The 17,580-nt window shown below is 31.5% G+C and carries 16 protein-coding genes; 12 read left to right on the top strand and 4 right to left on the bottom strand.

Annotated elements, in window-relative coordinates:
- Nucleotides 1-261: 261 nt before the first annotated feature.
- From L6653_RS07900 to L6653_RS07880, 5 genes are all read left to right on the top strand, one after another.
- Nucleotides 262-834, top strand: a complete 573-nt coding sequence (locus L6653_RS07900) for a glycerol-3-phosphate responsive antiterminator (RefSeq protein ID WP_236786542.1) — start codon at nucleotides 262-264, stop codon at nucleotides 832-834.
- A 10-nt stretch (nucleotides 835-844) separates the two neighbouring features.
- Nucleotides 845-2,350, top strand: a complete 1,506-nt coding sequence (glpK, locus tag L6653_RS07895) for a glycerol kinase GlpK (RefSeq protein ID WP_236786539.1) — start codon at nucleotides 845-847, stop codon at nucleotides 2,348-2,350.
- Nucleotides 2,351-2,479: 129 nt separating this feature from the next.
- Complete coding sequence (locus L6653_RS07890) at nucleotides 2,480-3,901, top strand: NAD(P)/FAD-dependent oxidoreductase (RefSeq protein WP_236786536.1); 1,422 nt, start codon at nucleotides 2,480-2,482, stop codon at nucleotides 3,899-3,901.
- 12 nt (nucleotides 3,902-3,913) lie between these two features.
- Nucleotides 3,914-5,173 carry an NAD(P)/FAD-dependent oxidoreductase gene (locus L6653_RS07885; protein WP_236786533.1) on the top strand — a complete coding sequence of 420 codons (1,260 nt, stop codon included), beginning with the start codon at nucleotides 3,914-3,916 and terminating at the stop codon, nucleotides 5,171-5,173.
- Nucleotides 5,170-5,529 (top strand): DUF1667 domain-containing protein, encoded by a 360-nt coding sequence (locus L6653_RS07880; protein ID WP_236786532.1) that lies wholly within the window; start codon nucleotides 5,170-5,172, stop codon nucleotides 5,527-5,529. The genes L6653_RS07885 and L6653_RS07880 overlap by 4 nt, the downstream gene beginning before the upstream one ends.
- Before the next feature lie 64 nt (nucleotides 5,530-5,593).
- Here the strand turns inward: L6653_RS07880 and L6653_RS07875 are convergent, their stop codons facing one another.
- Entirely contained in the window at nucleotides 5,594-6,019 is a 426-nt protein-coding gene (locus L6653_RS07875; RefSeq protein WP_236786529.1) for a DUF3021 family protein, read from the bottom strand.
- A 9-nt stretch (nucleotides 6,020-6,028) separates the two neighbouring features.
- The gene (locus L6653_RS07870) at nucleotides 6,029-6,469 is read right to left on the bottom strand and encodes a LytTR family DNA-binding domain-containing protein (protein ID WP_236786526.1); all 441 of its coding nucleotides are present in this window, start codon (nucleotides 6,467-6,469) and stop codon (nucleotides 6,029-6,031) included.
- Nucleotides 6,470-6,803: 334 nt separating this feature from the next.
- On the opposite strand from L6653_RS07870, the gene L6653_RS07865 reads away from it, so the two are divergent.
- From L6653_RS07865 to L6653_RS07840, 6 genes are all read left to right on the top strand, one after another.
- Nucleotides 6,804-7,733, top strand: a complete 930-nt coding sequence (locus tag L6653_RS07865; protein WP_236786523.1) for an ABC transporter permease — start codon at nucleotides 6,804-6,806, stop codon at nucleotides 7,731-7,733.
- Nucleotide 7,734: 1 nt separating this feature from the next.
- A complete protein-coding gene (locus tag L6653_RS07860) occupies nucleotides 7,735-8,760 on the top strand; it encodes an ABC transporter permease (protein WP_236786520.1) in 1,026 nt (341 codons plus the stop codon).
- Between the two features lie 7 nt (nucleotides 8,761-8,767).
- Nucleotides 8,768-9,775, top strand: a complete 1,008-nt coding sequence (locus tag L6653_RS07855; protein WP_236786518.1) for an ABC transporter ATP-binding protein — start codon at nucleotides 8,768-8,770, stop codon at nucleotides 9,773-9,775.
- Nucleotides 9,765-10,766, top strand: a complete 1,002-nt coding sequence (locus L6653_RS07850; RefSeq protein ID WP_236786516.1) for an ABC transporter ATP-binding protein — start codon at nucleotides 9,765-9,767, stop codon at nucleotides 10,764-10,766. The genes L6653_RS07855 and L6653_RS07850 overlap by 11 nt, the downstream gene beginning before the upstream one ends.
- Nucleotides 10,750-12,408: a peptide ABC transporter substrate-binding protein gene (locus L6653_RS07845; protein ID WP_236786514.1), complete on the top strand. Its 1,659-nt coding sequence runs from the start codon at nucleotides 10,750-10,752 to the stop codon at nucleotides 12,406-12,408. Before L6653_RS07850 ends, L6653_RS07845 begins: the two co-directional genes overlap by 17 nt.
- A gap of 151 nt (nucleotides 12,409-12,559) precedes the next feature.
- Nucleotides 12,560-13,957 (top strand): hypothetical protein, encoded by a 1,398-nt coding sequence (locus L6653_RS07840; RefSeq protein WP_236786512.1) that lies wholly within the window; start codon nucleotides 12,560-12,562, stop codon nucleotides 13,955-13,957.
- A 48-nt stretch (nucleotides 13,958-14,005) separates the two neighbouring features.
- On the opposite strand, the gene L6653_RS07835 is transcribed toward L6653_RS07840, so the two are convergent.
- Both L6653_RS07835 and L6653_RS07830 read right to left on the bottom strand, forming a co-directional pair.
- Complete coding sequence (locus L6653_RS07835) at nucleotides 14,006-15,481, bottom strand: NAD(P)/FAD-dependent oxidoreductase (protein WP_236786510.1); 1,476 nt, start codon at nucleotides 15,479-15,481, stop codon at nucleotides 14,006-14,008.
- Between the two features lie 35 nt (nucleotides 15,482-15,516).
- A complete protein-coding gene (locus tag L6653_RS07830) occupies nucleotides 15,517-16,233 on the bottom strand; it encodes an MIP/aquaporin family protein (protein ID WP_236786508.1) in 717 nt (238 codons plus the stop codon).
- 219 nt (nucleotides 16,234-16,452) lie between these two features.
- Here L6653_RS07830 and L6653_RS07825 point away from each other — a divergent pair, with 219 nt between their 5' ends.
- Complete coding sequence (locus L6653_RS07825) at nucleotides 16,453-17,484, top strand: M42 family metallopeptidase (protein ID WP_236786506.1); 1,032 nt, start codon at nucleotides 16,453-16,455, stop codon at nucleotides 17,482-17,484.
- Nucleotides 17,485-17,580 lie beyond the last annotated feature (96 nt).

Here is a 17,580-nt window from a genome sequence, read left to right as displayed (position 1 = left end):
GTTGCAAAATTAAAATAAAATTTTGCAACATTTTTTATTTTAATTTTCAAATAAAAAATGATTTCAATAAATAATAAAAACAAAAAAAATCAAAAAAGTCTGAATTAATACGGAATGCTAAAAATATAAAGTTTTAGAAAAAAATCAGATGAAATTGTTTGCAATAAAAAATATTATGTGCTACAATAAGGGTGTAATAAATATATTTGGAGAAGCGAGCACCTATTTTGATATGGGCTCGCTTTGTGTATTTGGAGGAAAATGATGGATATAATGGATTTGCTTTTTGACAATCCTTGTATTATGGCAATAAAAGATAATGCAGATTTAAAAGAATGTATAAAAAATGATTACAAAAACAATAAAATAGTTTTTGTTCTTTATGGGAATATTGAAACGATTCCCAATATAGTTGAAAAACTAAAAGATCACGATAAAATCGTTTTTGTACATGAAGACCTTATTGAAGGACTTTCATCTTCATCCTTATCATCATCATTTATCAAAAAATACACAAATGCCGATGGAATTATTACAACAAGAAGCCAAAATGCTGCTTATGCAAGAAGGATAGGACTTTTATCTATACTAAGATTTTTTGTACTTGATTCCCTATCATATGCGAATGTAAAGGAAACTTTAAAAAAAGCAAATTGTGATCTTGTTGAAATACTTCCCGGTATTATGCCAAAAATACTAGATGATATTGACAAAAGAACATCAATTCCTATTATTGCGGGAGGTCTAATTAAAGACAAAAAAGATGTTTTTGATGCTTTAAATTCAAAGGCTGTCGCTGTATCATCATCAAATTATAATGTTTGGAAAATGTAAAGGAGTTTGTATGACAAAGTATATTATGGCGTTGGATGCTGGAACAACAAGTAACAGAGCAATTTTATTTAATAAAAAAGGTGAAATAATGTCTGTTGCTCAAAAAGAATTTACTCAATTTTTCCCACACCCTGGCTGGGTTGAACATGATGCTACAGAAATTTGGTCAACTCAACTTGGAGTTTGTACTGAAGCAATAGCAAAATTAGGAATTGAATCAAAAGATATCGAAGCTATAGGAATTACAAACCAAAGAGAGACAACAATAGTTTGGGAAAAAGAAACTGGAAAACCAGTTTACAATGCAATCGTTTGGCAATGTAGAAGAACTGCTGATATGGCAGATCAATTAGTAAAAGATGGTTATAGAGAAACAATTCAAAACAAAACAGGTCTTGTAGTTGACCCATATTTTTCAGCTACAAAAATAAGATGGATCTTAGACCATATTGAAAATGGACAAGAAAGAGCAGAAAACGGAGAACTTTTATTTGGTACTGTTGATACTTGGTTAGTTTATAACCTAACTCGTGGAAAAGTTCATGTAACAGATTATACAAATGCTTCAAGAACTATGCTTTATAATATCCATACACTAGAATGGGATGATGAACTTCTTGAAATTCTAAATATTCCAAAATGTATGCTTCCAGAAGTAAAACCTTCAAGCTGTGTTTATGGAAATACTTTTGCTGGATATTTTGATGGCGAAATTCCAATAGCAGGAATGGCAGGTGACCAACAAGCAGCTTTATTTGGACAAACATGCTTTAACAAAGGTGATGCAAAAAATACTTACGGAACAGGTGCTTTCTTACTTATGAATACAGGTGAAGATGCAGTTAAATCTGATAACGGCCTTGTAACAACAATAGCTTGGGGACTTGAAGAAGGAAAAGTAAATTATGCTCTTGAAGGTTCAATCTTTGTTGCAGGTTCAGCTATCCAATGGTTAAGAGACCAATTAAGAATAGTTGATGCTGCTGATGATACAGAATATATGGCTACAAAAGTTGACGATACAAATGGATGTTATGTAGTTCCTGCCTTTACAGGACTTGGTGCTCCATATTGGGATGCTTATGCAAGAGGAGCTATTGTAGGAATCACAAGAGGAACAAGCAAATATCATATTGTAAGAGCAACACTTGAATCCCTTGCATATTTAACAAATGATGTTCTAACAGCTATGGCAAAAGATTCTGGTGCACCACTTAAAGAATTAAAAGTAGACGGTGGAGCAAGTGCAAACAACTTCTTAATGCAATTCCAATCAGATATGATTCAAACAAAAGTTGAAAGACCAGAAACTCTTGAAACAACAGCTCTTGGTGCTTGCTACTTGGCAGGACTTGCAGTAGGATTCTATAAAGACCTAGAAGAAATTAAAGAAAATAGACTAATAGATAGAGAATTTAATCCAGAAATTTCTATTGAAGAAAGAGATAAAAAAGACAGAAACTGGCAAAGAGCTATGCAAAGAGCCTTTGGTTGGGCAAATCATTACGAAGAATAATTTTACAAAGTGTTAAAGTTATATTATAATAAAATTAACAGTTAAATAAGGCGATGAGAAAGCGAGTTAAAGTATGACCTACTTTAACTTGCTTTTTTTTAATTTGAATTTAAAGGGAAAGGAATAAATATGTTTGATGCAATAATTATAGGAGCAGGAGTCACAGGTACTTCTATAGCCTACCAACTATCAAAGAAAAAAGGAAAATTTCTCGTTTTAGAAAAAAACGAGGATGTTTGTACAGAAACATCAAAAGCAAATTCTGCTATCTGCCATGGTGGTTATGATGCAGAACCTGGTACAATGAAGGCAAAAATGAATGTAAAAGGAAACCACATGATGGAAGAAGAATCCAAAAAATTAGATTTTCCTTACAAAAAAATTGGAACCTTTGTACTTTGCCATAGCGAAGAAGATATGCCAAAATTACAAGCTCTCTACGATCAAGGAATTGAAAACGGCGTTTCTGGCATGGAAATTTTAAATAGGGAAGAAGTTTTAAAAATGGAGCCAAATATAACAGATGATGTTGTTGCAGCTTTGTATTCAAAAGAAGCCGGAATTGTTGATCCATTTTTAATGAATATTGCCTTTGCAGAAGTTTCAAATATAAATGGTGTTGATTACAAGTTTTACGAAAAAGTTGTAAAAACTGAAAAGAAAGATGGATATTGGGAAGTTTCAACTGAAAATAATACATATCAAACAAAGGCAGTTATAAATACAGCTGGAATTTATTCAGATGAAATTCACAATCAAGTTTCAGATGAAAAATTTGAAATAAAAGCAAGACGTGGTGAATATTTACTTTTAGATAAGGATACAAAAGGCTTTGTAAATCACGTTATGTTTAACCTTCCTACTGAAAAAGGTAAGGGAATTTTAGTTACTCCAACAATTGATAATAACACTCTTGTAGGACCAACTTCAGATTTTATTGATGATAAACACGATAGACGTTCAACAAGAGAACATATAGAAGAAGTTATTGAAAAATCAAATCACACTGTAAAAAACGTACCTGTTAGAATGGTTATAACATCATTTTCTGGAAACAGGGCTCATGAAGTAGGTGGAGATTTTATTTTAAAAGAAAGCCTTGATGGATTTTTTGACTGTGTAGGAATTGAATCTCCTGGTCTTACTTCAGCTCCAGCTATTGGAGAATATATGGCAAATCTTGTAAGTGAAAAATTAAATCTAGAAGAAAACAAAGATTTCACTTATGATAGAAAACCAACTCCAAAAACTAGCGAATTAAGTCTTGAAGAACATGATAAATTAATAAAAAAAGATAAGAGATACGGAAAAATTATTTGTAGGTGTGAATCTATAACTGAAGGCGAAATTGTAGATGCAATTAATAGACCTCTTGGTGCAAGAACTGTTGATGGTGTAAAAAGAAGAGTAAGAGCCACAGCAGGAAGATGCCAAGGAGGATTCTGTCTACCAAGAGTTATGGAAATACTTGCAAGAGAATTGGGCGAAAACTATGACGATGTAGTAAAAAATGGAAAAGATTCTTACTACATAAAAGGACATGTAAAGTAAGGAGCATTTAAGATGAAAAATTATGATTTAGTAATAATAGGTGGAGGTCCTGCAGGACTTGGAGCTGCTGCTCGTGCCTATGATGAAGGAATTGAAAACATACTTATTGTTGAAAGAGATGAAATGCTTGGAGGAATTTTAAATCAATGTATCCACAATGGTTTTGGTTTACACAGATTTAATGAGGAACTTACAGGTCCAGAATATGCTCAAAGATTTATAGATGAAGTTGAAAAAAGAGATATTGATGTTCTTTTAAATACTATTGTAATAGATTTTGCAAATGATAAAACTATAACTTTGATGAATGAAGAAAATGGAATGTTTACTTTAAAACCAAAGGCAGTTATTCTTGCAATGGGTTGTAGGGAAAGACCAAGAGGAGCGTTAAATATTCCAGGAAGCAGGCCTGCAGGAGTATTTTCAGCAGGAACAGCCCAAAGAATGATAAATCTTGAAGGTTATATGCCAGGAAAAAAAGTAGTTATTTTGGGATCTGGAGATATAGGTTTAATCATGGCAAGAAGAATGACCCTAGAGGGAGCAGATGTTCAATGTGTTGCTGAAATTATGCCATTTTCTGGAGGATTAAAAAGAAATATTGTTCAATGTCTAGATGATTTTGGAATTCCACTTTATTTCAATACAACAATTTCATCAATCGAAGGAGATGAAAGAGTTACAGGTTGTACCCTTTCACAAGTAGATGAAAATATGAAAGTAATTCCTGGAACAGAAAAACATTTTGACTGCGATACAATTTTACTTTCAGTAGGACTTTTACCAGAAAACGAACTTACCAAAGAAGCTCAAATTGAAATTGATCCAAAAACAAAGGGTGCAGTAGTTTCAGATAGGCTAATGACGAATGTTGATGGAGTATTTGCAGCAGGAAATGTTCTTCACGTTCACGATTTGGTAGATTATGTAACAGAAGAAAGTGAACTTGCAGCCAAAAACGCAGCAGATTATATTAAAGATAATTTCCAAAAATCTCAAACAGAAGCGATTTATTTAAAGGCAGGGGATGGAATCTCTTATACACTACCACAATATATAAATCCAGATACCATGCAAGATGAAGCTATAATTAGGTTTAGAGTAAACAATGTTTATCAAAATAGAATTTTAAAAATGTTTGTCGATGGCAAAGAAGTGACAAAGAAAAGAAAATTAGTTTATGCTCCAGGAGAGATGGAAAACTTAATTTTAAAGAAAAAAGATATAAATGAAGATACAAAAGAAATAGAAATAAAATTGGAGGAAATATGAAAAAGGATTTAACTTGTATAAATTGTCCTCTAGGCTGCCTTGTGACAGTAACAATGGATGAAGAAGGAAATATTACTGATATTACAGGAAATACCTGTAAAAGAGGAGAGGTTTACGCTAGAAACGAAGTAAAAAATCCAGTTAGGGTTGTTACATCAACTGTAAAACTTGATGGTGGAAAAGAATATTCAGTTTCAGTAAAAACTGCCGATGCAATTCCAAAAAATAAAATGAATGAGGCAATGGATGAAATAAATAAGGTAAAAATAAAAGCCCCTGTTCATGTTGGAGATGTAGTTATAGAAAATATAGCAGATACCGGAATCTCATTAATAGCTACAGCAAATAGAAAGTAAATTAAATAGCATTAACTAACAATAGTGATGAGCATAAAATAATTTTTAGCTCATCACTTTTATTTTATTTAAAATTTTTATTTAATTTTTCAATCTCAGATTTTGTTGAAAAATATATTATTGACCAAATTATCAAATATATTAGAATAAAAAATACTAAAGATAGAAGGGCTGTTTTTATGTCAGGTAACCATTTTAGGTAAAATCCTATTATTACAAAATATATGGCTACAAGCAAAAAATGTAAAAGACTTCCCTTTAATAAATTATCTTCTTTTATTATTTTATTTCCAATAAAAGACATTATTCCAAAACTACCGTATAAGATAAGCTCGATTATTCTTGCTTTTAAAAGAGAGTCTTGTCCATTTAAAAATTCAGGGACACCAATGGTTAATTTTCCCAGTAGAAGGGAGATTGCAATTTCTATAATATTTCCAATTCCAATACCAATTAAAAATGATTTTGATAAATTTTTTAAATCTTTCATAATTTCCTCCTAAAAGCCTAAGGCTTTTTTAAATTCTTTTAAATATCTTCTGGAAACATAGGAAATGCTTCCGTTTTTAAATTCTACTGCTATAGTTCCTTTAAAAGAAAGATCTAATTTTTTTACATAATCAAGATTTATAATCTCATATCTTGAAATTTTTATAAATTTATTTTTATCAAATCTTTCATAAAGCTCATATAATCTCATTCTTGACTTATACTCACCGTTTTTACTTTCAATAAATACGCCCTTGTTTTTACTTATACACTTTATTATTTCTTCATATTCCAAAAGATAAATTTCATCATCTTTAAAAACAACAAGCTTATTGATATTTGTAGTCTCAAGGCTTCTTTTTATATTTTCAATATCTTTGTTGTATGAATTGGCGTAAATTTTTATAATATTTTCATCCAAATTCTCATCAATTATTAACTCGACTTTCATTAGACCCTCCTTATGTTTATATAATACATGAAAATTTTTGCCTTAACTACAAAATTTGGACAAGTGGTAGATTAAATCTCCTAAGCGGTCATTTAAAATTTTGTAGAAATTGTATTCGAAACAAATATTTATTAAATTTTTATTTTAATATTTGATTTTAACAAGAATAATTTTAAAATAAATAGATTTTTTTGAAAAAATATTTTGTTTTATTTTCAAGATAAACTGATTTAAAGTTGATAAATAAACACTTAAAACGATATCACACTAAAGCTTTATTGTGCTTGCATTTTAATTTGATAAAGTATATAATTAGATACAACAAGGAGGAAATATGATTAAGTACATAATTAAGAGAATTTTACAAGCGATAGCAGTTTTGCTTTTGGTTACTTGTATAACTTTTTTTCTCATGAAACTCGTGCCTGGTTCACCTTTTGCCAGCGAAAAAACTCAATCGCCTGAGGTGCTAGAGGCTTTAAATAAAAAATATGGTTTGGACCAACCTTATTCTGTTCAACTAAAAAGATTTATTGTTAATGCTGTTCAAGGAGAATTTGGAGTTTCTTTGAAAATGCAAAAAGATAGACCAGTTATGGATATTATTAAGGAAATGCTTCCAACAAGTGTAAAACTTGGACTGATTGCTTTGTTGTGGGCGACTTTAGTGGGAGTTCCCTTGGGGGCTCTTGCAGCTTATAACAGGGGCAAGAAGGTGGATTCATTTTTGAGGGTTTTGACAACTATAGGAATTTCGGCTCCTGGCTTTGTAGTAGCGACTCTCTTACTTTTATTTTTTGGTGTAAAATTAAAAATTTTCCCAACAATGGGACTTAACACTGTTGGTTCATATTTTATGCCATGTTTTTCTTTGGGATTTTATCCAATGTGCTACATAGCAAGGTTGTCAAGATCGTCAATGCTTGATGCTATTGGTCAAGATTATATTAGAACTGCAAGAGCTAAAGGTGTTCCTGAAAGTAAAATTTTATTTAAACACGCTTTGAAAAATGCCTTTATCCCAGTTTTGACTTATCTTGGACCACTTACTGCAGGAATTATTACAGGATCTATGGTTGTTGAATCAGTTTTTTCTGTTCAAGGTCTTGGAAGATATTTTATTAACTCAGTTTTAAATAGGGATTATCCAATAATAATGGCAACAACACTTTTCTTTGCCTTTATGGTAATTGTTATGAATTTGGTTGTTGATATTTTATACAGATTTATAGATCCAAGAATCGATTTGACAAAGGGAGATTAGTATGGAAAATTTATTTAGTTTAAATTCAAAATTAAAATTAGAAGATTATGAATTTTCGTCTGACGATTTTAAACTTGCATCAGAAAGTTCAAAAGAAAATTTCATGACCAAAACTCCTCCAACTTCCTATTTTCAAGATGCTTTAAGAAGGCTTAAAGAAAATAAGGTTGCTATGGTTTCTATTGGATTTTTGATAATTGTTTGTATATTTGCCTTTATCGGACCACTTTTGGTTAAGGGAGATTACACAACCCAATACAGGGGAGATGAGAATTTATTTCCTTGTCTTAGGTATCCTTTTGGAACTGATAAATTAGGAAGAGATTTGATGGTTCGTACAATGTATGGAACTAGGGTTTCTTTAATAGTTGGAATTTTTGCATCATTAATTGTTCTTGTAATTGGTACAATTTATGGAGCAGTTTCAGGTTATTTTGGGGGAAGAGTTGATGCTATAATGATGAGGATTTTGGATTTGATTTATTCAATTCCAGATGTGCTTGTTGTAATTTTATTATCAATTGGTATATCTCAACCATTAAAATCATTTGTAAACTCATCAACATCAGAATTTGCAAAAAAAATATCGGTTTTGGGCCCTGCTCTTATTTCAATATTTATAGCCTTTGGACTACTTTATTGGGTAGGAATGGCAAGGATTATAAGAGGGCAAGTTTTAATGCTAAAAAAACAAGAATTTGTTACAGCGGTTGAAGCTTTGGGTGGTTCTAAAAAAAGAATAATTAGAAGGCACTTGTTTCCAAATTGTATTGGACAAGTAATAGTTATGACTGCCATGCAAATTCCATCAGCAATATTTCTAGAATCATTCTTATCATTTTTGGGAATTGGAGTTTCGGCACCAATGACTTCACTTGGAGCCTTGGCGGCAGATGCTCTTGGAGGAATTTATTCTTACGCTTATAGGTTAATTATTCCTTCCTTATTATTAAGTTTGATGATTTTATCTTTGAATTTATTTGCAGATGGACTAAGAGATGCCTTAGATCCAAGGTTAAAAAAATAGGTGGCTTATGGAAAATATAAATGAAAATAAAAAAGAAGTTTTAAAAATTGAAGATTTAAGCATATCATTTTACACACCTGTTGGAGAAGTGAAGGCAGTTGATTCAATAAATTATACCCTACATGAAAATGAAATTATGGGAATAGTTGGAGAATCAGGCTCTGGAAAATCGGTAGAAAGTTATGGAATAATGGGACTTTTACAAGATCCAGGCAAGGTAAAATCAGGAAAAATTCTCTATAAGGGAGACAATGTTCTTGATTATGATAAAAATAAAATGAGTGATTTTAGAGGGGCAAAATGTTCTATGATTTTTCAAAATCCCATGACTTGCCTAAATCCAGTTTATACAGTAGGAAATCAGCTTATGGAAGCCTTATTGGTTCATAAAAAATGTTCAAAAGATGAAGCCTACGAAAGAGCAGTTGATATGCTAGATAAAGTTGGAATTTCAAATCCAAAAAGACGTATGAAACAATATCCTCACGAATTATCCGGAGGAATGAGACAAAGGGTCATGATTGGAATGGGTCTTATTTGCGAGCCGGATATTTTGATAGCAGATGAGCCGACAACAGCCCTTGATGTAACAATTCAAGCTCAAATTCTTGAATTAATAAAAGAATTTCAAAAAAAATCAAAAATGAGTGTAATTTTTATCACTCACAACCTTGCAGTAGTTGCACAAATTTGCGATACAGTTAGTGTAATGTATGCAGGAAGAATAGTAGAACAGGGAAGTGTAGAAGATATTTTCTATAACCCACAACATCCTTATACAAAGGGACTTTTAAAATCTATGCCAAGGATTGATTCCAAAGAGCAAGTAAGACTTGAAAGTATAAAAGGTACTCCAGTGGATATGCTAAATCCACCAGAAGGATGTGGATTTTCAACTAGGTGTGAATCTTGTATGAACATATGTCTTAAAAAAGAACCACCAATGGTTGAAATGGGCGAAGGACACAGGTCAAAATGTTTCCTACACATAAAGGAGCTAGTAAATGGAAGATAATAAATTATTAATATGTGAAAATTTAGTAAAGCATTTTACAGTTCAATCTTCCTTTAACAAAGTAAGCGAAGTTCATGCAGTTGACGATGTATCCTTTTTTATAAGAAAAGGAGAAACTCTTGGAATTGTAGGAGAATCCGGTTGTGGAAAAACTACACTTGGAAGAACAATTTTAAGATTACACGAGCCAACAAGTGGAAAAATAATTTATGATGGAGAAACTATTTTTGATAGCGAGAAAAATATTCGCCCAGAAATGTATAAACTAAGACGAAAAATGCAAATAATTTTCCAAGATCCATCAGCATCCCTTGATCCGAGAATGACAGTTCAAGAAATTGTTGGAGAGGCTTTGGATATTCACGGTCTATACAAAAAAAATAGGCAGGAAAGAATAAATGAACTTTTAAGAACAGTAGGATTAAATGAAGAACACTCAAATAGATATCCTCACGAATTTTCAGGAGGACAACAACAAAGGATAGGAATTGCAAGAGCTCTTGCAGTTGAGCCAGAATTTATAGTTTGTGATGAGCCAATTTCAGCCTTGGATGTTTCAATTCAAGCTCAAATTGTAAATATGCTAGAAGATATGCAAAATGAAATGGGTCTTACATATTTATTTATAGCTCACGACCTATCAGTTGTAAAACATATTTCAGATAGGATTGGGGTAATGTATTTGGGGAAAATGGTAGAACTTGTTGATGCCGAAAGATTATATGAAAATCCCCTTCATCCTTACACCAAGTCCCTACTAACAGCCATACCAGTTCCAGATCCCAAACTTACTAGATCTTTAAAAAGAATAAAGTTAGAAGGAGAAGTTCCATCGGCGATTAATCCGCCAAAAGGTTGTAGGTTTCATGAAAGATGTCCATATGCGACAGAAATTTGTAAGAAGGAAGAGCCAGAGTTTAGAGAAGTAGAAGAAGGACACTATGTAAGTTGTCATAATTTAGGAGGTATAAAAAATGAAAATGAAGGCTAAATTGTTAGTTGGCTTGTTGAGTTTGTCTATGTTATTTACAGGATGTGGAGGAAATAATGCCAAAAATAACGACAGTAGCAATTCAAATGCTGCTACAAACCAAGAAGAAGGAAAGAAAGATGGAGTTTTGGATATAAATATTGCTTCAGAACCAGAAACAATAGATCCACAAATGAACACATCAGCTGACGGTGGATTGATGATTTCTCACTTGTTTGAATCATTAATCAGATGGGATGATGATGGAAAAGGAAATGCAGTTTTAAAACCAGGTCTTGCAGAAAAATGGGATGTTTCTGAAGATGGATTAAAATGGACATTCAAATTAAGAGATGCAAAATGGTCAGATGGAAAACCAATTACAGCAGATGATTTTGTCTATGCTTGGAACAGACTAGTTGATCCAAAAACCGGAGCAGATTATGAATACATGCTTGATATGGTAAAAGGATATGACGAGAAAAAACTTGACATAGAAGCGCCAGATGAAAAAACATTTGTAGTAAACTTAAGTGTAAAATGTCCATATTTTGAAGAGATTTGTGCTTTTCCAGCAGTAATGCCAGTAAGAAAAGACATAGTTGAAAAAAATAAAACTTGGACAAATTCTCCAGATACTCTAGTATCATCAGGACCTTACAAACTTGAAAAATGGGAACACAACCAAACATTAACAATGGTTAAAAACCCAGAATATTATGATGCTGACTCAGTTAAGGCAGAAAAATTAGCCTTCCACCTACAAGATGACCAAAACGCAATCTATGCAGCTTATAGATCAGGAGATTTGGATTTTGTAAACTCAGCACCACAAGAAGAAATTAAAAAACTTCTAGATACAAAAGAATTGAAAACTCTACCATACGTAGGAACATATTTTGTATGTTTCAATACAGAAAAGAAACCATTTAATGATCCTAAAGTTAGAAAAGCATTCTCACTTGCAATTGATAGAAACTTTATAGTTGATCAAGTTACAGGAAGAGGAGAAAAAGTTGCTAGCGGTTTTGTACCAGCAGGAGTTTATGATGCAAAAGGTGCTGAAGGAGACGACTTTAGAACAGTTGGTGGAGATTATTATTCAGTAAAATCTGATGAATATGAAAAAAATATAAAAGAAGCCAAAAAACTTATGGAAGAAGCTGGATTTAAAGACGGCGAAGGCTTCCCACAAATTGATTACCTATACAACACAGACGACAACCACAAGGCTATAGCAGAAGCTTTACAAAATATGTGGCAAGAAAATCTTGGTGTTAAAGTTAATCTTCAAAACCAAGACTGGAATGTATTCTTAAAAGAAAGAAAAGAAGGAAACTACAACATAGCAAGACACGGATGGATTGCTGACTACAACGATCCAATGAGCTTTATTGATATGTGGTTAACAGGCGGCGGAAATAATGACGCTCAATACAAAAACGAAGAATACGATAAGTATGTAAAAGCAGCCAAAGCTACATCAGATCAAAACGAAAGAATGGAAAATATGCACAAGGCTGAAGACATTCTAATAAAAGATGATTCAGTAGTTGCTCCAATTTATTTCTACGTAAATCCATACATGATGAAACCAAATATCAAAGGAATGTACTACACACCACTAGGATATTTCTTCTTCAAATCAGCAACAGGATTCTAGAATAAGTTTTAGTAAGTAGGGAAACCAAGAAAAAAGTGCCAAATTATGGCACTTTTTTCTTGGTTGAAATTATTTATTTAGTATTATAAATCAAATTTAAATGATATAATAAATAATAAGAAAACATTTTTATATAAAGGGGTAAAAAAATATGAAAAAAATTGTACCAGTAATCTTTCTCGCCTTGTCCTTAACATCTTGTGGGAAAATGAAAGATGTTAAAAATTATTCTAATAATTCAAATATCAAAAGTGTTATTAGCAATGAAGACAAAAATTCTTCTTCAAATGTTAAGGATAGTAAAGATATAAAAAATCAAAAATATGACGACCTTTCATTTATAGATTGTTATAAAGATATAATTGATTCTAAAATCCCTTACAGGATTGACAGTTTTGGTGGTGAAAATCGTGAATCGTATTTAAATGAAGTAGACTCTAATGGAGCTTTATATTTTAATATTATTGATCATAAAGATTTTGATTATCCTTTATTAGTTTTATCAAAGAAGATGGATGGTGTTGGAATTTATTCTATTGTTCAATATGTTGGAAGTGGAAATTATAGGACCTTTAATGAACTTCAAATGGGACAAACTTCAGTAGTTTCAGACTATTTATACAAGGATAATGATGGAAATCTCTATATTTTTGATGATGTCATGAAACAAATTATAGGTATAAATAAGGTTGATGATAAGTTGTTGGCAAATTATATTTATAAACCAGGTTCAAAGGGATATGGATCTTTGATGGTTGAAAATTTTGATACAAAAACTGGTGAGAGAACTTCTGAAATAAGTAAAAACTTTCCGAATGGTGTTGATTCATTAGGTGCTATGATGATTGATCCTCAAAAAGAAGAGAAATTTACTTATGAAGAATTTGACAAATTGAAAAATGAATTAAAGCCTATTGATATGCTTGGATTAAGTGAAGAAGAATTCTACAAAAAAGCTAAAGAATTTGGTTATAAAGATAATAATGAAGTAAAAGATAGCGACAAGAAAGATCAAGTTGATTATGAGAATATAGAAGATACTGATGAATATAAAAAACTAGATTCTTTTATAAGAGAAAATATAAATTTATATACAAATGATAACGGGGTAGAGTTTGTCTATATAGGTGATTATGATAATAATGGAAAACTTGCAGCTTTTGTAGTTGGAAATGGTGAAAATGAAGATGAACGAAATTTATTTTTTATTGATGAAAATATGCAAATTACCAAGGTTTGTGACCTCAATTATTTTAATATAAGTGTCAAAAATAATAAATTGATAAAAGCAGGAGATGACCAATATTTATCCATTATAACAAATAATGGAGGTCCAAAAACTGATAGCTTTATATTTTCTGTAAAAAATAATAAGGTATATGAACCTGATATTTCTGGAGAAGTTATGGAATTTTATCAAAGTGATGAGGATATGTTTGTAGATGAAACTAATAAACTTGGCGAAAATCCAAAAGGAAGTGTAAGAAAAGGTGGAAAAGACCATTATAAGTACAATAAAGAAACAAGACAATTTGAAAAGTTGGATTAGAAAATCGTAAAAATAAGAATATGCTAGGAAATTAATCCTAGCATATTCTTATTTTTCTTCTAATTCTTTAATAAATTCGTTGATATCTTTTTTATTTATTCTAGAAATTCCAGAATGTTCTGAGTCGAATTTGTTTGATTTTATTTTTTCTCCTGATTCATCTTCCATTACTTCTATAACCCTATCTCTACAGAAATTTCCTTGGCAAAAGCCCATTCCACATCTTGTACGTCTTTTTATTGAGTCGAATGTCAAACAAGGGATGCCTCTGTTCATTGCATCTCTTATTGTTTTTTCGCTTACTTGTTCGCACCTACAAACAAGTCTTTCTGGATTTCCAAGTGGAAGGTCAATTTTATCTTTAACCTTGTTAAAATCTTTGAGTTCCTTGTATTTAATAATAGGTTTTCTATTAGGATTGTAGGAAGGATCTTCTTCTAATTTCAAATTCAAATCTTTCAAAATTCCTTCAACAATTTTTGCAACCTCTGGTGATGAAGTTATTCCAGGTGATTGGATTCCTACAACGTTTATAAAACCAGAAGTTTTGGTATTTTCTATTATAAAATCTCCCGTTGATGAAGCAGGTCTAAGTCCTGCGAAAGAGCGGATAAATTTTTTCAAATCTATTACATTATCTTTTACAGATTTTAATCCAAGCTTGTAAATTTCTGCAAGCCTTTCAATGTGAGTTCCAAGATCAATTTCTTCTTCATCAATGGCATCAGGGCCTAGAAGAAGGTTGTTGTGGTAGGTTCTTGTTACAAGAATTCCTTTTGATTTTGGAGAAGGTGTTTGGAATAAAACTTGTTTTATTTTCTCACCAGTTCCTTTTTGCATAAGTAGATATTCACCACTTCTTGGATGGATTGTAAAATCAGTTTCTGTGATCATACTTGAAATTTTTGCTCCATTTAGTCCAGAAGCATTTATTACAAATTTTCCTTCATAAATATTGTCATCAGAAGTTTTTACTTTAAAAGTTTCTCCTTCTTTTTTAATATCAACAACTTCACTTTGAAGTTTTAATTCGGCGCCATTTTCTATGGCATTTTCTACAAGGGCAATAACGTATTCGTATGGTGAGCAAACACCAGCCCCTTTACAATAAAGGGCTGCGATTGCATCATCGGATACATTTGGTTCGATTTTTCTCAATTCTTCTTGATCAATTATTTTTATATCGTCAAGATCATTTTCAAGACCCATTTTGTAGAGTTTTTCAAGTTCTTTTTTATCATCTTCATCAAAAGCCAAAACCAAAGATCCATTTTCCAAAAATCCAAAGTTCAGCTCTTGGTTTAACTTATTAAATTCCACTCTTCCCTTGTAGCAAATTCTTCCCCTTAGCTCTTCGTGGCTTTCAGCATATCCACCGTGAACTATAGCGGAATTGGCCTTGCTTGCTCCCATAGAAACATCAATTTCTTTTTCTAAAATCAAAATATTTAATTTATACCTAGAAAGTCTTCTTGCAATTGATGCTCCGGTTACACCAGCGCCGATTACTATAATGTCATACATATTATTCTTCTCTTTTCTTAAATTTTTATAAATAATTAAAATATAAAATTAAATACTGGAACTGCTAAGATACCACCAATTATTGGTCCAACAACAGGAATCCATCCATATCCCCAGTTAGGATCAGCTTTGTTTTTGAAAGGTAATACTGCATAAGCAATTCTTGGTCCCAAATCTCTTGCAGGGTTAATTGCATAACCTGTTAGTCCACCTAAACTCATACCAATTGATACGATAAGACCAAATACATATAGTTTGTCAACTCCACCTAATCCTGCACCTTCAACATTACCGAATCCTAAAATAGCAAATACTAAAACGAAAGTTCCGATTATTTCTGATAAAAGATTTCTAAAAGTATTTGGGATTGTTGGAGCTGTACAGAAAGTTGCTCTAACTGTTAATGGATCATCGCTTGTAGCATCATAATGATCTTTGAATAAAATATAAACTAAAATAGCTCCGCAGAAAGCTCCAAGCATTTGTCCAATTATGTATGAAGGAACTGTATTCCATTCGATTCCACCATTAAATGCAAGGGCAATTGATAGGGCTGGATTAAAATGAGCACCTGTCAAAGCGCCAAAGATACAAGCTGGTACCATAACTGCAAGACCCCAAGCAAAAGTAATTTGAACAGGACCTGCACCTTTTTGTCCACTCTTATTCAAAAGAACGTTTGCAACAACTCCATCTCCTAATAAAATAAGTAACATTGTTCCAAAAAATTCACCTAGTATTATGTCTCTCATAATAACCTCCTATTTTATTACTAAATATAAAAAAAGCAACAAAAAATATTAGGAAAAAATTTTGCTGCAAGGTCTCTTTTATATTTAGTTGTGAAAATGTTTACACTCATATTATAGCATAATAATTTTTAGATTACAAATAAATATTTTAAATTTTTTAAAATTTACAAAGAAAAAATTTTAACCTATAATAAAAATATAAAAATTAAAGGAGAAAAAATGGACAAGAAAACAATTATTTCTTATATAGAAAATTTATGCACAAGGCCATCACCAACAGGATTTACAAAAAAATGTGAAAAATATTTGATGGATGAATTTAAAAATTTGGGATATGAACCTTACCAAAATAACAAGGGAAATGTAATCGTTCCGATTTTTTTTGATGAAAAAAATAAAGACGATGGAATTTTGCTATCAGCTCATATAGATACCTTGGGTTTAATGGTAAGAAGCATAAAAGAAGAAGGTGGACTACAAGTTACAAGTCTTGGTGGATTTCCACTAAATTATGCAGAATTTGAAAATGTAAAAATTTTTACAAGAGATGGAAAGGAATTTGAAGGAGTTTTTAGACTAAATGAACCTTCAGTTCATGGATCGGAAGAGCCAAAAATTTCAAAAAGAAATTTTGATGATATGGAAGTTGTCCTTGATGAAATTGTAGAAAGTGATGAAGATGTTGAAAAACTCGGGATAAATCCTGGAGATTTTATTGCTCTTGATCCAAGATTTAGGTATTCAAATGGTTTTATAAAATCACGCCATCTTGATGATAAGGCCTCAAGCGGAGTTTTGCTTGCCCTTGCCAAAGAAATTAAAGAAGAAAATTTGAAATTTGATAGAAATATCTACATGATGTTTACAACATACGAAGAAGTTGGACACGGGGCAAGTTCGGGCCATCCATCTGGAATAAAAGATATGATTGCAGTTGATATGGGTGTAGTTTACGATGATTTAAAAACAAATGATAGGAAGGTTTCAATTTGTGCCAAGGATTCATCAGGTCCTTACAATTTTGATTTGACAAATGATTTGATAAATACAGCCAAAAAAATTGGCATAGATTTTGCTATTGATATTTATCCATTTTATGGATCTGATGCATCAGCTGCCATGAGTTCAGCTTATGATTATAGGCATGCTTTGGTTGGGTGTGGAATTTCTGCATCTCATGGTTACGAAAGATGTCATGAAAATGCTTTGATGGAACTTTTCCTTTTATTAAAAACTTATATTTCACTTTAAAAATAAGCTTTGAAAAATCCAAATAGCTAGACATTATTATAAAATTCATATAAAATAGATTTGTAAAGAAAAACTATTTTTTAATTTTAAGGGGGA

Origin of the sequence: Anaerococcus ihuae (assembly GCF_928368155.1) — a bacterium.
GTDB lineage: Bacteria > Bacillota > Clostridia > Tissierellales > Peptoniphilaceae > Anaerococcus > Anaerococcus ihuae.
This window is presented reverse-complemented; position numbering and strand designations above follow the sequence as displayed.